The organism is Thioalkalivibrio versutus, assembly GCF_001999325.1.
In the GTDB taxonomy this organism is placed as follows: Bacteria; Pseudomonadota; Gammaproteobacteria; order Ectothiorhodospirales; family Ectothiorhodospiraceae; genus Thioalkalivibrio; species Thioalkalivibrio versutus.
Genome location: NZ_MVAR01000005.1, coordinates 32,123 through 48,933 on the forward strand (window position 1 = coordinate 32,123; position 16,811 = coordinate 48,933).

A 16,811-nucleotide genomic window follows, 5' to 3' on the forward strand; every position below is an offset into this window, starting at 1 on the left:
TTGCCCATCTCGGCTCCATCGAGTGACGGGATTCCGTCCACTTGAGCACACCGATTTCCGGGCGCATTCACGCCCGCATTCGCGTCTTCTCAGGCCTTGCCCAGGCCGAACTTGCGCATGCGCTCAACCAGGGTGGTCCGCCGCATGCCCAGACGCCGCGCGGCGCGCGCCACCACGTGCCCGGTTTCATCCAGGGCACGGGTGATCATGTCGCGCTCGAGGTCGTTGAGGAAGCTGCGCAGATCGACGCCCTCCGGTGGCAGACCACCGGCCAGCAGGTTGGCGCCCGCAGCGGAACCGCCTTCGAAACCATTCGGCGTAGTCGGCGGCAGGGTCAGATCCTCGATTCCGTCCGGACGCACCCGCGGTGGCAGCTGCGCCAGGTCCACCGGTAGATCCGGATAGATGATCGCAAGCTGCTCCAGGAGGTTAGCCAGCTCGCGGATATTCCCCGGCCACGCCAGTTGCCCCAGGTGGGCAACCACCGCAGGGGTCAGGTGGGCGGGGGCCATGCCCTGGTCGCGCAGCCGGTCTTCCAGAGCGGCGATCAGCAGCGGCATATCGCTGGTGCGTTCGCGCAGGGGTGGCAGCTCGATCGGGAATACACTCAAGCGGAAGAAAAGATCCTGCCGGAAGCTGCCATCCGCCACCGCATCATCCAGATTCCGGTGGGTGGCCGCGATGATTCGCGCGCGGGCCGGGATCGACTTGTTGGAGCCGACCCGCTCGAACACCCGCTCCTGCAGTACGCGTAGCAGTTTCACCTGCATCGGCAACGGCATGTCGCCGATCTCGTCGAGAAACAGCGTGCCATCCTCGGCCAGTTCAAACCGGCCGGCGCGCGCGGTGAAGGCGCCGGTAAACGCGCCCTTCTCGTGGCCGAACAGCTCGCTTTCCAACAGATCCGCCGGGATGGCGCCACAGTTGACTGCCACGAACGGCTTGTCCGCGCGGTCGGAGGCGTTGTGGATCGCGCGGGCCACGACCTCCTTGCCGGATCCGGTCTCGCCCAGGATCAGCGCCGTGGCATCGGTCCGCGCCACTTGCCCGACCAGGCGCTTGACCGCCTGCATGGTCGGATGCGACCCGACCAGCCCGGGGATATCGTCGTACCCCGGCTCGCGACCGAAGCGCAGCCACTGAAGGACCTGAGAAACCCGGCCAATCGAGAGCGGATGCTCGACGATGCAATCCACCCCGTTGGCCTGCACCTGGCCACCGTCAGTCGGTTGCACGACAACCGGTGCCAGATTCCCGCGCGGCTCCTGCAGGCGCGCGGAGAGTTCGGCGGCAGGTCCGCAAAGCCACACGGCTGCGGCGGGCGTGCCGTCCATCAGATCAGTGGGGTTGGAGTGGGTCTCGGCCTCGCAACCAAGGCAGTTCAGGATCGCCCGTGTTGCGTCCGCGGCTCCCGCATCGCCGCTGAGTGCAATGCGCATGGCCTGTTGTTGTTCCCCCGGATCCCGCATCTGTGCCCCGATTGCCGCGATCGGATGCGCCCACCCGAGAAAAGTCCGGGCCGGCATCCAATGGTGTGATCGAGTTCGCAGTATCGAGCTTATTTGTGATTGCCGTCAACTTTCTGGCGTTTCCCGGCGACCTCGCGGCGATGCAACCGAAAGATCCAGCGACCGATCGCCTCTTCCAGGGGACCTTCAATCCCTGTCCAGCGAGTCATCTGCAGGCCTCCACGGGTTGTCGGAGTCTCGACACCCAGAACGCAGGGCTGGGGCAACAGGCGACTGAGATAGACCTCCACGCGGTCACAATCCTCCGGCAGCGTGCCCGCTGGCAGCACAATCCCGTGGCCACTGAGCGTCGCCTCCACCGGATCCGGGCGCTCGGGGTGGAGTGACTCCGCGACCAGATGCAACAACAGATCCAGCTTGTGTTCCAGACGCTGCACCTCGGGCGAGGACTCGTCCTCGTGCGGCATCGCTCCGCGCGGGTGCGCGTCGTCGAACAGGTCCAGGCTCTCGATCAGGCGCTGCGCCAGCACAGGATCGGTGGCGGACCGGACCGACGGACCAATCATCAGCGCGGTCGTCACACGCAGGTCATCTCCGAGAAACTCGTCCTGACTGGCGTCATCCATGTGCGCTCCCGCCTCCCTCGTCGCCGGAACAAATGTTTCCGTTATAGACCATGGCGGGCTTCAGCCGACGAACACCCGGGCATTGCGGAACAGCCGCAACCACGGGCCCTCCTCGCCCCAGTCCGCCGGGTGCCAGCTGTGCTGCACGCTGCGGAACACGCGTTCCGGATGCGGCATCATGATCAGCGCGCGCCCATCCTCACTCGCGAAGCCGGTGGCCCCGCCGGCAGAGCCATTCGGATTGGCCGGATAAACCGTCGCCGGGGTGTCATCGGCCTCCACGTAGCGCAGGGTGGCCTGATCATGGACCGGCACACCATTAGCGTAACGGGTGCGTCCCTCGCCATGCGAGACCACGACCGGCAGCACCGAGCCGGCCATTCCGTCGAGCAGCACGGCCGGGCCCGGCTCGATGCGCACCTGCGACAGGCGCGCTTCGAACTGCTCGGAACGGTTGCGCACAAAGCGCGGCCAGTGATCGGCTCCCGGGATCAGCGGCGCGAGATGCGAAAGCATCTGACAGCCGTTGCAGACCCCCAGCGTGAAGGTCTCGGGACGCTCGAAGAACCCCTGGAAGGCATCCCGCAGAGCCGGATGATTCAGGATGGTCTGCGCCCAGCCGCCGCCGGCACCCAGCACGTCGCCGTAGGAAAACCCGCCGCAGACGGCCATCCCCTGCATCGAGCGCAGATCCTGGCGCCCATCCAGCAGGTCAGTCATGTGCACGTCCACCGGGGCAAACCCGGCGCGCTCGAACGCCGCCGCCATCTCCAGCTGCCCGTTGACCCCCTGCTCGCGCAGGATCGCAATGCGCGGACGTTCGCCGCGCACGATCATCGGGGCGGCCACATCCTCGGCCGGATCGAAATTCACCCGTGGCTGCAGACCGCCATCGGCCTCCACCCGCGCGAGCTCCTCGTCGGCACACTCCGGATCATCGCGCAGCCGCTGCATCCGCGCCGAGGTCTCCTGCCACTGACGCTGCAGACCGGCACGGTCACCGGTGTACAGATGCCGCCCGTCCTGGCGGATGGCGATCTGCTCATCCTCGCGCAGGCGCGCCACCGGGTGCAGGTGCGCCTCCAGCCCCGCCTCCGCGAAGGCGTCGCGCAGCGCGGACTCGGCACCCGCAGCCATCTGGACCACCGCACCCAGTTCCTCGTTGAACAGCCAGGCCGCTACCGGCTGGCCGCCAGGGATCTCCACATCGAGCCCACAGCGCCCGGCGAAGGCCATCTCCAGCAGGGTCGTGACCAGTCCGCCGTCGGAGCGGTCATGGTAGGCGCGCAACAGGCCGTTGCGGCGCAGGGTGCCGATGGCATCGAAGAAGGCGCGCAGGCGGGCGGCATCCACCACGTCCGGGGCGGTCTCGCCGATATGCCCGTAGCCCTGAGCCAGCGCCGAGCCCCCCATGCGCGCGTGACCCTCGCCCAGATCGATCAGCCACAGCCGATCGTCCGCAGCCGGATCCGGCTGCGGCGTCAGGGTCCGGCGGGCATCCGCGACCCGGGCAAAGCCCGAGACGATCAACGAGACCGGGGCGTGCATGTGCCGCGCCTGCCCGTCCTCGGTCTCCCATACCGTGCGCATGGACAGCGAGTCCTTGCCCACCGGGATCGAAATCCCCAGCGCCGGACACAGGTCCTCGGCAATGGCGCGCACGGTGTCGAACAGGTTGGCGTCCTCGCCCGGTACCCCGGCGGCGGCCATCCAGTTGGCCGAAAGGCGAATCGCATCCGTGCCGCCGATATCGGCCCCGGCCAGGTTGGTCACCACCTCGCCGATCGCCATGCGCCCGGAGGCCGGCGCCGACAGGATCGCGAGCGGCGTGCGCTCGCCCATGGCCATCGCCTCGCCGGTATACCCATCGAAATCCGTCAGCGTGACGGCGCAGTCCGCCACCGGCACCTGCCAGGGACCGACCATCTGGTCGCGCGCGACCAGCCCTCCCACGCTGCGATCCCCGATCGTGATCAGGAAGTGCTTGGCCGCGACCGAAGGCATGTGCAGCACGCGCTCCAGTGCCTCCGCCAACGGACAGGCCTCGGGATCGAAGTCCGTCACCGGCGGCGCCCGGCGGCGGTCCTCGCGGGTCATCAACGGCATCTTGCCCAGCAACATGCCCATGGGCATATCCACCGGCGGCTCGTGGAACAGGTCGTCCTCGACCTTCAGGTGCCCCTCGTCCGTGGCCTCGCCCACCACCGCGAACGGGGCGCGCTCACGCGCCGCCAGGGTACGGAAGGTCTCCAGATGTTCGCGGGCAATTGCCAGCACGTAGCGTTCCTGCGCCTCGTTGCACCACAGCTCCATCGGCGACAGACCCGGCTCGGCCGTCGGCAGGTCGCGCAACTGGATCACCCCACCGCGCCCGGCGTCGTCCAGGATCTCCGGAATGGCGTTGGACAACCCGCCCGCACCCACGTCGTGGATCGACAGGATGGGGTTGCCGGCCCCCAGGGCCGTACAACGGTCGATCACTTCCTGGCAGCGCCGCTCCATCTCGGGGTTGCCGCGCTGCACCGAGGCAAAGTCCAGCTGCTCCGAACTCGCCCCGCTCGCCATGGACGAGGCCGCCCCGCCGCCCAGACCGATCAGCATCGCCGGGCCACCCAGCACGACGATCGGGGTGCCGGCCGGCACATCCTGCTTGTGCACGTGCTCGCCGCGGATCGACCCGACCCCGCCGGCCAGCATGATCGGCTTGTGATAGCCGTACAGGGTCTCGCCACCGGCGGCATCCGGCAGTGCCATCTCCAGGGTACGGAAGTAGCCAGCCAGCGCCGGCCGTCCGAACTCGTTATTAAAGGCAGCCGCGCCGATCGGGCCATCCAGCATGATCTGGCGCGCGCTTTCGATGCGGCCAGGGCGGCCAAAATCCCGCTCCCAGGGCTGTTCGAAGCCGGGAATGCGCAGGTTGGACACGGAGAACCCGGTCAGCCCCGCCTTGGGCTTGGACCCCTGTCCCGTCGCGCCCTCGTCGCGGATCTCGCCACCGGAGCCGGTGGCAGCCCCGGGAAACGGGGAGATCGCGGTCGGATGGTTATGCGTCTCGACCTTCATCAGGATCGCCAGATCCAGCGCCTCGCGACGATACTCGCCGGTAATTGCATCCGGCATCAGGCGCGTCCCTTCATGCCCGGCGATGACCGATGCGTTATCACTATAGGCGGACAGCACGCCCTCGGGATGGCGCGCATGGGTCTGGCGAATCATCCCGAACAGCGTGCGCTCGTCGGCCTCGCCGTCCAGCACCCAGGCGGCATTGAAGATCTTGTGCCGGCAGTGTTCCGAGTTGGCCTGCGCGAACATCATCAGTTCGGCATCGGTCGGCGCGCGCCCCAGCGCGGAGAACCCATCGGCCAGGTAATCGATCTCGTCGGGGGACAGCGCCAGGCCCAGCTCGCCATTCGCGCGCTCCAGCGCCGCGCGGGCATCCTCGCCGAGCTCCACACGCCCCAGCGACCGTGGCGTCTCGTGGTGAAAGAGTTGGGCCGCGGCCGCCGGATCCTCGATCACCGCGTCGGTCATGCGATCATGGAGCAGGTCGGCCAGCGCCTCCAAATCGGCCCTCGCCGCTGCTTCGCCCCCGATCTGCCAGTGGATGCCGCGCTCGATCCGCTCGACCGCGTCCTCCAGCCCGGCATGGTGGGCAATCTCGGTGGCCTTGGACGACCACGGGCTGATCGTGCCAAAGCGCGGGATCACCACCAGTTCGCGCTGCACCGCAAACTGGGGGGCCTCCCAGGCATCGCCCTCGCGCAGCAGGCGCGCCAGCACCGCCTCCTCGTCCGGACTCAGCCGACGGCGAGTCGCCACGAAATAGATGAACCGTGCCGCCAGCGGGCCGGCGCCCGGTACGCTTGCCCGCAGCCCTGCCTCCAGAGCCCGCAGCCGAAACGGCGAGACCGCCGCGCCCCCTTCCACAACCCGCATTACGCTTCCTCGAAACCGGACGTACCGAAAGCCGCGCATTGTACCGGAGGCGCCTGCCGCGCGGGACCGGTACGTGACAGCAATTGCGCTGGTTGGGGAACTCCCAATGCGTTACCCTGTCCATGTAGTACTTGGGGGCGACATGGCTTCGACGCGGGTCGCGAAACCTGAGGTGCATGCCGAGGCTGTAGTGGACCTCGTTAAAACCACTGCAAAAAAATAGTTGCCAACGACGACAACTACGCACTCGCCGCTTAAAAACCGGTAGATGCCGTCCGACTGGAGCCGTGCTTATGCGTCCAGTATCGGGCGTCGACTCTCATAAGATCGTGGTGAAGCGCGCCCGGCGTGGATCCATTAAAACTCAACCGGGATCGCCAGCTACATTCCCTGCCTGTCGGGTAGTCGCTGGTTAAATTAAAAGACAGAATAAGCATGTAGAGCCGAAGGCGGAGGTCCTGCGGACGCGGGTTCGATTCCCGCCGCCTCCACCAATTTAGATCGACCAATCAAGCGCCTACGGGCGCTTTTTTGTTTGCATTCGAGGAGTGCGCATGGCCGTCTACCAGGACACCCTGACCGAGCAAACCCGCGGACGCGGCACCCTGAACATCACCCAGGCGGTCGAGCACATCGTACGCGCCTCCGGCATCACCACCGGCACCTGCCACGTCTTCCAGCACCACACCAGCGCCTCCCTGCTGGTCACCGAGAACGCCGATCCCGACGTCCGCCACGACCTGGAGACCCTGATCGCGCGCATGGCCCCGGACGGCGACCCGGCCTACCGCCATGACATGGAAGGCGACGACGACATGGCCGCCCACGCCCGCGCCATGCTCACGCACAACGACCTGACCCTCCCGGTCGGCCAGGGCCGCCTGATCCTCGGCACCTGGCAGGGCCTCTTCCTCTGGGAGCACCGCTACGCCGCCCACACGCGCAAGCTCACGATTACGGTCCAGGGCGAGTAGAACCCGTATCGGCCCCGCTCCTGAGGAAACACAATCACCGGCTCGGCGTACATCCGCTTCAGAAAGCGCAAAAGCAAGGTTTGACCCAGTGCTCACAAGATGTCCCGGCCCTCCAAGGCCATGTAGCTGACCAAAGTCCTGTTCTTATCAGCTCCACAGATCATCTTGCCGCCCAGAAGCCACCGCCCTTGGTGGGCACCTTTGCAGAGCGCCGAGAACCCCTGGACGAAGGTTCCACCAATCTCTTCTAAGCGACTTCGGGTCGGAGGACTTTGATGCTTGCCCATCCCGATGGTCCTTCCGGATACCCAGATGCGCCTACCGTCGATTGCGGGAGGCTGAAGGCTGTCTTCTGGGCCGATGAAGGCCTACTCATCCGTTTGCGATCTTCATTGCCACTCTCTGATGGGGAGAGACAGCCTCCATTAATTGGGTAAGCCGCTTCACCGAGATCTGATACTGGCCGTTACTCAGTTTCGCTTTTCCCTCGAACTCTCGCCAAACGACTTTCCCCGGTCCGTTGTAGATTTCCGCGAAGCCGCCTTCCCGGTCCAGCTTTAGCACAAGCAGATGCTCCGGACCACTTCGAAGGCCTACGCTTTTGCCCTGAGTCGCCTTGATCTCGATCTCTCGCCCATCCTTAACGGCGTCCACGCCCGGTGAAGATGCCCGGAGGAGATCCAGCCCGTAATGATAGGCCGCGAGACACTCACCCAGACTGCCCACAAGGTGACCATCCGGCGTGAAATGCCTACCCGGAAACATCGCTTCTAGCTCCCCGACAACACGATACAACTCGCCCACCAGTCTCGGCAGATGTTCCTTATCCATGCGCAATGCCTCTCAGCTCTGTCGAAATCAGATACCGGACGTCACGTCGCGGGGAAAAGCAGGGAAACCTGCCAGTCCTCCGCCGGTATTCCGGCAGGGCTGAACAATAACCAGGGTCGGACCACCATAAGTCCCTGACTCCGGGAGTGTTATACCGACACAACCCGCCCAGTGGAGTGGAACGCGTACTCGTCGCGTTGCATGGCTCTCTTCCCTGGAATGGCCATTTGAAGACAGAAATTGCCGCTTTAAGCCCGAATTCAGGGCTCAATTCCGCATATTCTGTCGTGTTCTCCATCGGTTACCGTGGTCCGACCCCGCGTATCGCGGGACGCGAGGGAACCATCACTGGATGCCTCCAAACTTCTTTAGCCGACCAAGACCGATAGCCGCCAAGATGGGGACGAGGGTTGTGCCAATGATTAGCCCATCTTTCTCCTTGAATGAGTGAATAACCCCGACGAGGCGCGGAAGTGACCAATCGTCAGATAGTTCAGCTCCGGGAGGCCAAGCAAATATTCCACCGCCACTAGAACCCTTGAGGCTTGGTGTAGGAAATGTATCCATCGTTTCTGGATGCACAGCCCGCTTCTTGTGGAAATGAATGATGATGGACTGCTCAGGAGAGAGACCAAATTGGTCATACGTTTCCAGGCGGGCTGCAACGCCACGAAACGAAAAGATTTCCGACGAGTATGTTTGATCATTTTTCTTGCCTTTACTGGCCGGATACCCGGACGCCGAGCATACGGTCAGTTCGAGGGCCGACTGAATAATTTCGCCGCGACCTTGGGGCAGAGGTTTGAAATGATATGAAAGTTGCGCTGCGAACTCCGAAGATAGCCTGTAGTAAGCGACGTCCACATTGTCTTCGCGGCGAGAGACCTCCGGCGGCAAGTCGATGTAAGCCATGTATCCGTCGATTGGACTTAATCCTTGTACGGTCGGAACGAGTAATACGCCGTTGCTCAGTTCGTCTGTAACGTGCGCGACGGTGATAAGAAAAGGCTCACCCCAGAACTCGCGGAAGATGGCGGTGCCGATCTGATGCACGCGCTTCGGAATCTCCGTTTCGACAAACACAGGAACCAACGAATCGTACGGGTCAAAGTCCGGCATAAGAGGCCCAACGCCTTGGGTAAGCTGCCGGGACGGAGCGCAGCGTAGTATCGGTCAGCTTCATCCACTTGTTAAATTTCAGGTTGGTTGCGCTATTCCGGCCGATATCAGCATGAAGCTCTTTTTTGATCATTCACCTTATTGATTCCAGGAAAGAAATAACTATTCGATATGCCGGTTCGAAGCAGGCAAGCACTTGCTCGTCCGGGTCCACTTCACCGTGCAACAAGGCATTGCGCATCGCGTAGAGCGTTTCGACAAGGCCAGCCAACAAGTCTTCGTTCGTGCATTGGAAATGCATGGTCGATACCTGCAACTGCGGGCCGCCGCCCTGCACAAGGTCCACCATCGGGCGCGGATTGCAACCGTCATAGAACTCACGCAGTCTCAGTTGCTGTGGTGCTGATAGGCCGCTCGTGAACTCTGGCTGCGCATACACGGTCGCCGGGTCATACCGTTCCTGCACATATTCGAACTTCACGTGGCCAGTAGTGAGTGACACAACCTTAACTTCGATATGGCCGCCTTGGATTTTGCGAGCGGTGAAGCGTTGGCCGTTCCGTTCAATCTGCTCGTTCTGAAGATACCTGGGTGCGATGCACACTTCCCTAAGCGATACTCGCTCGACATTGCCCTTGGGCGTTACCTCCCACTGAATGCCGTCCAGTTGAAGTTGTAGGTCGCAGATTGCCTGTTTGAGCCGCTCCGCTTCTGCGGTTTCGTTGTCGTGTTGCAGCAAGGGCAGGACACGGCGACGCAATCTACTATTGTTGTTGCGGATAGCGAAGTTGAGCATCGCGCGTTCCGTGGCCGCGCCGCTGTCGTGCCGATACCATGCGTTGAACGCTGCCCATGCTTTTACGAACGGGCCGATATAGTCAATCTCTGCCCGTTCAAGCCAATCCCTAGCATGTGGTGGAAGCGCCATCAGTCTGCCCCCTCTGCTTCGTCAAGGAAGGCCATCGCTGCGTCTTCGCTGTCTTCAATGGCGATCTCGACGGCACGCTTGGCGGCTTCGAGAAGGTTGTGGGATTGGCGTTGCTTGTGGAAAGCCGACAGTACCGCGTCGCGAACGCTTACCTGCACATGCTCGGGAGCATCCCAGAAAACGACTTTCGCAATATCATTCGGGTACAGTTCAATCTGGCCAGATGAACCTTTGATATGCCGCTCGATTTGCAGCTGGCCTAGCAAGCTGTTCAAGAACACGGCGAGATAGATCGGATCGACACGAGACGTCCGCAGGATTGTGACATGGTTATCTGGCAAGGCCCGTTGTTTATGCAAGTAGGCCGCTGCGCGACCGATGGTGCCGACACCTGTTCCATTCACCAAAACATCGCCTTCTTCGATAGCGATTGGCGAGCCTGCCTCAACTGCAAGTCGATTGCCATCATCTAGCAGCACCTTGTTCGTGCGGACATGCTTAGAGTTGACGACCGGCAATCCCTCGTCCGAATAGCTCGGCTGTCGTCCCCTACTGTTGATGTCTAGGATTGCGCCTAACTCTATAGCTCCGCTAGTCGCCAGTAGTCGCCGTTCGACTTCTGCGAACACCGGGCGGAAATACTGCGCATCCAAACGCCCGGCGGCTAAGGCATCGCTGGAGCGGGCGGAGTAGCTGAGCGGTTCCGGCGGCGTCCAGTCTGCCAGCCCGAGTGCTTCTAGCAGTGTTTCTTCGGCCTGCTCCTGTAGTCCTTTTGACTGCTCTGTTAGGTCGAGTGCTCCGCGAAAGGTTTGTTCAACTACACACTGAAAGCCCTGTGAAGGCTCGAATACCAGCACGTCCTTCAAATCGTCGAGGTTGAGGCCCTTTTGTATTGCACCGCGCTCTTTTCGCAGCGTGAGGTTTCTGCCATGCCGACAATTGAGATAGACAGTGAGGAAAACCGGATTTAGCTTCTCAGGCCTTACCACTGAACTCTTGCAACTGAATATAGCCGGAAGGTCTTTGGCAGTCACAAGCGCAGCATTTCCAATCGTGCCCACTACCGAAATCATCACGTCGTCTTCTCTGAGCGCGTATCTCTCCAAACGCCTGTAATCCGCTTCGGGCATGAAGACATTGTCATTATCCATTAGCATGAGCGGCTTGACGTCTTTTCCCCGGATATACCGATAGTCTTCTACATCGGTGTAGTTATTGACCGTGAATGCAGACCCGAACGGACCAATCAAGAAGTCTGCTGCGTCGCCCATAGGGACGCACGTCCTTGCTTGAACCTCAGCTTCAAGTTTGAGGAACTTCTTTTGGTAGTATTCGCTGTCGATCCGGCCCGAAAACTCAAGGCTGGACTTCGGTACAAGGCTTGCTTCCAGCCCCTCTAACAGTGCGCTTAGGCGGTCACTGTCAAAGGGGCGTGGCGAAAAAAACTGAATTGCTCCTGCGCCGCAAACTCTTGGAAGGATTCGGCTATGCCGTCCTGCGTCAGCCCTTCGTGATTGTAGAGGTCATGGGCCACGATAAAGTGGCCGTGCGTGTCGCGCATGAGGGTTCCGTCATCGCGGCGCACATAGACCTTCTCTCCCGAGTTGTTTACGCATTCCACCTGCTGCGTGGCGAAGAAGATGTTGTAGTCGTCCACCTTCGGACATAGCGGCCCCGCGGCGGGATCGTTGTTCCACTTCTGCACGAATAGCACGCTGGTCTTGGTGCCCGTGTGCGGCTTGAAGGTGTTGGGGTGCAGCCCCACCACGGCAAGGATGCGGCAGCGTTCCATGATGAACTCGCGCACGCGCTGGTCGGACGAGTTGTTGAACCGTCCTTGCGGCAGCACCACGGCCATGCGCCCGCCCGGTTTGAGGAAGTCCAGATTGCGCTCGATGAACAGCAGGTCGCGCCCCACTGCGCGTTCCAGCTTGCCCGTTTTCTTGTGGGCCAGGTCATAAGGCGACAGCATGTCTGACTGTTTGATATCGCCCGCGAAGGGCGGATTGGCCATGAGTACGTCATAGCCGAATGACCGATAGTCTGCCTGACGTGGGTTTGCCCTCTGCTTGCGCAACCGTCGCCACCCGTCGCCGTAAGTGTCAGACCATTCGTCCTGCTTCACTGTCTCGTCCCACTTGGTCCAATCCAGCGTGTTGAGATGCAGCACGTTAGTTTCGCCATCCCCCGCAATGAGGTTGAGGCAGCGCGACACGCGCACGGACTTTTCGTCAAAGTCGATAGCGAACACCTTGTCTCGCACGTAGTCTTCGCAGCGTGGCGGCTTCTGGTCCATCGTGAACAGGTGGCTTTCTTCCATCCCCATGTCCGCGATGATCTGACGCCAGACGTGGAACATGGTGTGCACGGTAAAACCTGCCGACCCACACGCCGTGTCGATGACAGTTTCATGCTCCTGCGGATTGAGCATCTTCACGCACATGTCGATGACCCAGCGCGGCGTGAAGTACTGCCCCTTCTCGCCCTTCGACGACTTGTTCACGAGGTATTCAAAGGCGTCGTCTATCACGTCAAGATTGGAGTTGAAGAGCTTCCACTCTTCAAGCGACCCGACGCAGACTTGAAGGTGATCGGGCGACAGGCGGATGCGTTCATCTTCGAGGAAGACGCCGGGCCATTTGCGCTTGGCTTCGTCGAACAGGTCTTGCATGGCGCGCTTGAGTTGTGCGGCGGTGTTGGTGTTACGGAAGCGCAGGTACGGGTACTGACCCCGGTGCGTGGCCATCTCGTCATAAAGTTTCGTAAAGATCAGCTTGAACACTTCTTCGAAGACATCGACGCCAGCGTTGGCCAGCACTTCGTTCTCCATGTCCACGATTAACTCGCGCAGCGACCGTGCTTTTGACCCTTCACGCTCCCGCTCGTTCTCTTTGTCGATGAGGGTCTGAATGGTCCACGGTTGATCGACGATATCTTCAATCGTCTGCGCAGCCCGTGGCAGGTGGTGAATGGGGACGAAGTAGTTGGGGTTCTTGCGGTGCCAGACCTCGGCAATAATCCCGTTGCTCCACATCGCCAGCGGTGCGCCTGTCGCGTGCGCATAGGAGCGAAGTTGTTCCTTGCCATCGCGCAGTTTGGCCGCCTTTACTTCGATTATGATGTAAGGAACTGTAGGGCGGTCAGCGTCGAAGACCACGATATCGGCGCGCTTGGAACTGTCGCGCCCGAAGGTGATCGGGTATTCAACCTGTATTCTGGACGAGGGATAGCCATATTGGTCGATCAGCCGCGCCAGCCATAGTTGCCGAGTGCGCTCCTCAGGCTTGAGCTGGACGTCTTTATTGCGAGCAAGGCAAGTAACGAAGACAGCAGGTTTTCCTCGAACTTCTCGTTCAAAGCTCCGCTGGTCTAGGGCTTGGTTCTCGTCTTCGGAAAAAAGAACGAATTCGCTAAATTCATTGTTTGCGATATTCTTCAAAGTTAACTCACCTTTTTCTGTATTCACGTTCTTGCAATCATTCTCATATACGATTGTAAATTTAACAGTGTATTAGGCAGAATCTGGGATATTGGCGCTATACAGATTCTGGATTACACCGGCATAGCCGTGATATCCCGCGTGCGAGGGTCAATACCGTCCGGTTACCAACGCGCAGATGGGAGACCGCTTGGCGAACCGATCGACAGGATGGCGGCGTGCTGCGTTTCAGCCCCCGGGCTGCTGAAGGGAGCGCCAATGCCCTGAGACGCTTGTTCATTGAGCGGGCCTCGTGGGGCTGGGTCGTTGGTCGCCTGCCCCGGCGGTCAGCAGGCGCAGGATCAGCAGGGCAAAGTCGCGTTGGCGTTCGGGATCGTCCAAGACCTGCATGGAGAGTTTTTCGTGGTCGGTCATGGCGTCGAGGACGGTGTCGGTGACGCGTTTGGGGAAGAGGCCGTGCATCACTTGGTCGGGGCTGTGGTTCTCGACCTGGGCCATTACAGCGTCGTCGCGGCGGATGCGGTCGGCGATCCCGTTGGCGAACTGGAGTTTGTCCTCGTCGCTGACTTCGGCGCCGAAGAGGTCGTTGAGCTGGTCGATGATCTCGGAGAGACGTTTCTTTTCCGGGTCGTGGGGCTTGCCGGAGCCGACGTCGGAGAGGGGTTTGAGGCCGTCGTAGTCCTCACCCTCTTCGCCGAGGTTCAGTTGGTGTTCGGCACGCTTGTTCAGGCGGTAGTGGGTCAGCTCCAGCTCGGAGACCTCGATCGCATCTTCTTCAAGATTCTCGGGGCGCAGGAGTGGATACAGTTCGTGGGCGTACACGTTGAGCTGTTCCAGCTCGCGGTCTTCGAAGTCGACGATCTGTGAAAGGAACTCGTAGCTGCGCACGAAGCTCTGGAGATTCTTGCGGAACAGGTCCAGCTCGTCGCGAGTGGTGTGGGCGTCCTTCAGCTCCTGCTCGGCTCGGTGCAGGCCGGTCTTGTCGCCATTGCGCTCGGCTTCGGCGTAGGCGGCCTTCCAGGCCTGGATCTGCTCGAGCACGGCCTTGTGGCGGGTGGTGTAGCGCTCCCTGGCGGGCTGGCAGTAGTAGCTGAGCTGGCTGGCGTTGGCCTTCGGGTTGAAGAATGCGCGGGCGAAGTTCTCGACCTCGTCCCAGTGGTAGATGCCTGAGGCGTCCAGGCTGTGCTGCAGGTCGTAGACCACGTTGGGGTCGGAGACGTCGGCGAGCTCGGCCTTGTTGTAGTAGGGGCGGAAGGCTTCGAGGATGTCCTCGGCGTCGTTGAAGAAGTCGAGGACGAACGTGTCCTCCTTGCCCGGGAAGGTGCGGTTCAGACGGGAGAGCGTCTGCACGCACTCCACGCCCTGCAGCTTCTTGTCCACGTACATGGCGCAGAGCTTGGGTTGGTCGAACCCGGTCTGGAACTTGTTGGCGACGATCATCACGTTGTATTCGGCGGTCTTGAACGCATCGGCCAGATCGCGCCCCTTCAGGCCCGGGTTCAGAAGCGAGCTGTGCTCGGTCACCTCCTCGGGGATCACCTCGTCCGGCAGCACGGAGCCAGAGAAGGCCACCAGTGCGTGCACGTCGCCATAGCCCTTGTCCTGGATGTATTCGCGCATCGCCAGCGCGTAGCGCACCGCCTCCTGCCGGCTGCCCGTCACCACCATCGCCTTGGCCTGGCCGTCCAGCAGGTGGCGCACGTTGGCGCGGAAGTGCTCGACGATTACCTCGACCTTCTGGCTGATGTTGTACGGGTGCAGCCGCACCCAGCGGGCGATCTTGGTCGAGGCCTTGCGCGACTCCACTTCTTCGTCGTCGCCATGGGGGTGAGCCAGCTTCCAGGCGGTCAAGTAGGTGGTGTAGTTCTTCAGCACATCGAGGATGAAGCCCTCCTCGATCGCCTGGCGCATGGAGTACAGGTGGAACGGCTCGGGCTTGTTGTCGGCCGAAGCCGGAAGGTCCGGGTTCGGCGGGCGGCCGAACAGCTCCAGCGTCTTCGCCTTGGGCGTGGCGGTGAAGGCGTAGTAGCTGATGCGCTCGGTCGGCTTACGCGAGGCGACGGCCGCATCCATCAGCTCTTCGGCGCTGATCTCTTCACCCTCCGGCTTGTCGGTGCCCAGGATGGCCTTGAGCTTGGTGGCGGAGGAGCCGGTCTGTGAGGAATGCGCCTCGTCGGCGATCACCGCGTAACGCCCGGCGGCCAGCTCCGGGCGCTTGTCCAGCGCGTCGAACAGCGCCGGGAAGGTCTGGATGGTCACGATGATGATGCGCGTCTGCTCGGCCAGCGCCTCAGCCAGTTGCTCCGACTTGCTCTGGCTGCCGACATCGCGGGTGATGGGCCGTACCACCCCGTGGGCGTGCTCGAACTGGTAGATGGTGTCCTGGAGCTGGCTGTCCAGCACCGTGCGGTCGGTGACGACCACCACGGAGTTGAACAGCTTCTGGCCGCTCCCGTCGTACAGCGAGGCGAGCTGGTGTGCGATCCAGGCGATCGAGTTGGACTTGCCGGAGCCCGCGCTGTGCTGGATCAGGTAGCGCTGGCCGGCTCCTTCCTCCCGCGTGGCTGCGATCAACTGGTTCACCACGTCCCACTGGTGGAAGCGCGGGAAGATCAGGGTCTCCTTCTTGCTGCGCTTGCCGTGGAAGTCCTCGACCGTCTTCTGCTCCAGATGCAGGAAGCGCCCGAGCACCTTTAACCAGGCATCGGGCTGGAACACCTGCTGCCACAGGTAGCCGGTGGCATAGCTGTCCGGGTCCGGGGGCGCGGGGTTGCCGGCCCCGCCGTCCTCGGTGCCCTGGTTGAAGGGCAGGAAGAAGGTGTCCTTGCCGGCCAGGCGGGTCGCCATCGCTACCTCGTGCTGGCTGACCGCAAAATGCACCAGCGCCCCACGCTTGGGGGTGAGCAACGGCTCGGGCTTGCGCGTGACCGGGTCTTTTACCGGGCGGTCGCGCCGGTACTGGCGCTTGGCGTTCTCCACCGACTGCTTGAACTCGCTCTTCAGCTCCAGCGTGGCGGTGGGGATGCCGTTAACGAACAGCACCAGATCCAGCCGTGGGTTGTACTCCCCGCTGCGGGCATGCGGCGAGTACGAGACCTCCGGCACCACGCGCAGGCGGTTGGCGCCGTAGCGCGCCTGGGACTCGGGGTTCATGCCGTGGTCGGGCTTGAAGCTGCACAGATCCAGCTTCACGCCGGGCGTCTTGATGCCGTGGCGCAGCACGTCCAGCGTGCCGCCGCGCTCCAGCTCCCGGGTAACCGCCCGCACCAAGGCCCTTTGTGGGTCCTGCGGGTTCTTCGCGGCGAACTTCTCCCATCGTTCCGGCCAGGCTTCCTGCAGATAGCCGACCAGATCTTCGGTGTACAGCGCATGGGCGGCGTCATACCCGCTGGCCGGACCGGTCAGCCAGCCATCGGCGGTCATCGCGTCGATAATGTCCTGCTGGAACTGTGCTTCCCTGCTGTCGGCCATGATGCTCCTTGTGTTTCG

At 62.2% G+C, this 16,811-nt stretch carries 10 protein-coding genes and 1 other RNA gene; 2 read left to right on the forward strand and 9 right to left on the reverse strand.

Annotated features, from left to right (window positions below):
* Window positions 1-89: 89 nt before the first annotated feature.
* From B0684_RS01740 to purL, 3 genes are all read right to left on the reverse strand, one after another.
* Complete coding sequence (locus tag B0684_RS01740) at window positions 90-1,469, reverse strand: sigma-54 interaction domain-containing protein (RefSeq protein WP_026304832.1); 1,380 nt, start codon at window positions 1,467-1,469, stop codon at window positions 90-92.
* Between the two features lie 89 nt (window positions 1,470-1,558).
* On the reverse strand, window positions 1,559-2,095 hold the full coding sequence (locus B0684_RS01745) for a PilZ domain-containing protein (RefSeq protein WP_018145763.1): 537 nt from the start codon (window positions 2,093-2,095) through the stop codon (window positions 1,559-1,561).
* 60 nt (window positions 2,096-2,155) lie between these two features.
* Window positions 2,156-6,031 carry a phosphoribosylformylglycinamidine synthase gene (gene purL, locus B0684_RS01750; RefSeq protein ID WP_018650166.1) on the reverse strand — a complete coding sequence of 1,292 codons (3,876 nt, stop codon included), beginning with the start codon at window positions 6,029-6,031 and terminating at the stop codon, window positions 2,156-2,158.
* 133 nt (window positions 6,032-6,164) lie between these two features.
* Here purL and ssrA point away from each other — a divergent pair.
* Both ssrA and B0684_RS01760 read left to right on the forward strand, forming a co-directional pair.
* Window positions 6,165-6,525, forward strand: a transfer-messenger RNA (tmRNA) gene (gene ssrA / locus B0684_RS01755).
* Window positions 6,526-6,585: 60 nt separating this feature from the next.
* Window positions 6,586-7,005 carry a secondary thiamine-phosphate synthase enzyme YjbQ gene (locus tag B0684_RS01760; protein WP_018650167.1) on the forward strand — a complete coding sequence of 140 codons (420 nt, stop codon included), beginning with the start codon at window positions 6,586-6,588 and terminating at the stop codon, window positions 7,003-7,005.
* A gap of 372 nt (window positions 7,006-7,377) precedes the next feature.
* Here B0684_RS01760 and B0684_RS01770 read toward each other — a convergent pair whose 3' ends face one another.
* The 6 genes from B0684_RS01770 to B0684_RS01795 all read right to left on the reverse strand — a co-directional run bounded on the left by B0684_RS01770 (window position 7,378) and on the right by B0684_RS01795 (window position 16,793).
* Window positions 7,378-7,836, reverse strand: a complete 459-nt coding sequence (locus tag B0684_RS01770) for a DUF6998 domain-containing protein (RefSeq protein ID WP_018650168.1) — start codon at window positions 7,834-7,836, stop codon at window positions 7,378-7,380.
* 345 nt (window positions 7,837-8,181) lie between these two features.
* Window positions 8,182-8,955, reverse strand: coding sequence for a hypothetical protein (locus tag B0684_RS01775; RefSeq protein ID WP_018650169.1), 774 nt, complete (start codon window positions 8,953-8,955; stop codon window positions 8,182-8,184).
* 133 nt (window positions 8,956-9,088) lie between these two features.
* Window positions 9,089-9,883 (reverse strand): hypothetical protein, encoded by a 795-nt coding sequence (locus B0684_RS01780; RefSeq protein WP_026313056.1) that lies wholly within the window; start codon window positions 9,881-9,883, stop codon window positions 9,089-9,091.
* Window positions 9,883-11,154: a restriction endonuclease subunit S domain-containing protein gene (locus B0684_RS01785; RefSeq protein ID WP_018650171.1), complete on the reverse strand. Its 1,272-nt coding sequence runs from the start codon at window positions 11,152-11,154 to the stop codon at window positions 9,883-9,885. Before B0684_RS01785 ends, B0684_RS01780 begins: the two co-directional genes overlap by 1 nt.
* A gap of 137 nt (window positions 11,155-11,291) precedes the next feature.
* Window positions 11,292-13,349 carry an N-6 DNA methylase gene (locus B0684_RS01790; RefSeq protein ID WP_233123362.1) on the reverse strand — a complete coding sequence of 686 codons (2,058 nt, stop codon included), beginning with the start codon at window positions 13,347-13,349 and terminating at the stop codon, window positions 11,292-11,294.
* A 249-nt stretch (window positions 13,350-13,598) separates the two neighbouring features.
* Window positions 13,599-16,793, reverse strand: a complete 3,195-nt coding sequence (locus tag B0684_RS01795) for a type I restriction endonuclease subunit R (RefSeq protein WP_018650173.1) — start codon at window positions 16,791-16,793, stop codon at window positions 13,599-13,601.
* Between the last annotated feature and the right edge of the window lie 18 nt (window positions 16,794-16,811).

What these genes read in the sequence shown, in the direction of transcription:
- purL (WP_018650166.1), bottom strand. Translation starts at nt 6,031, where the DNA reads ATGCGGGTTGTGGAAGGGGGCGCGGCGGTCTCGCCGTTTCGGCTGCGG.
- B0684_RS01775 (WP_018650169.1), bottom strand. Translation starts at nt 8,955, where the DNA reads ATGCCGGACTTTGACCCGTACGATTCGTTGGTTCCTGTGTTTGTCGAA.
- B0684_RS01780 (WP_026313056.1), bottom strand. Translation starts at nt 9,883, where the DNA reads ATGGCGCTTCCACCACATGCTAGGGATTGGCTTGAACGGGCAGAGATT.
- B0684_RS01760 (WP_018650167.1), top strand. Translation starts at nt 6,586, where the DNA reads ATGGCCGTCTACCAGGACACCCTGACCGAGCAAACCCGCGGACGCGGC.
- B0684_RS01740 (WP_026304832.1), bottom strand. Translation starts at nt 1,469, where the DNA reads ATGCGGGATCCGGGGGAACAACAACAGGCCATGCGCATTGCACTCAGC.
- B0684_RS01785 (WP_018650171.1), bottom strand. Translation starts at nt 11,154, where the DNA reads ATGGGCGACGCAGCAGACTTCTTGATTGGTCCGTTCGGGTCTGCATTC.
- B0684_RS01745 (WP_018145763.1), bottom strand. Translation starts at nt 2,095, where the DNA reads ATGGATGACGCCAGTCAGGACGAGTTTCTCGGAGATGACCTGCGTGTG.
- B0684_RS01795 (WP_018650173.1), bottom strand. Translation starts at nt 16,793, where the DNA reads ATGGCCGACAGCAGGGAAGCACAGTTCCAGCAGGACATTATCGACGCG.
- B0684_RS01770 (WP_018650168.1), bottom strand. Translation starts at nt 7,836, where the DNA reads ATGGATAAGGAACATCTGCCGAGACTGGTGGGCGAGTTGTATCGTGTT.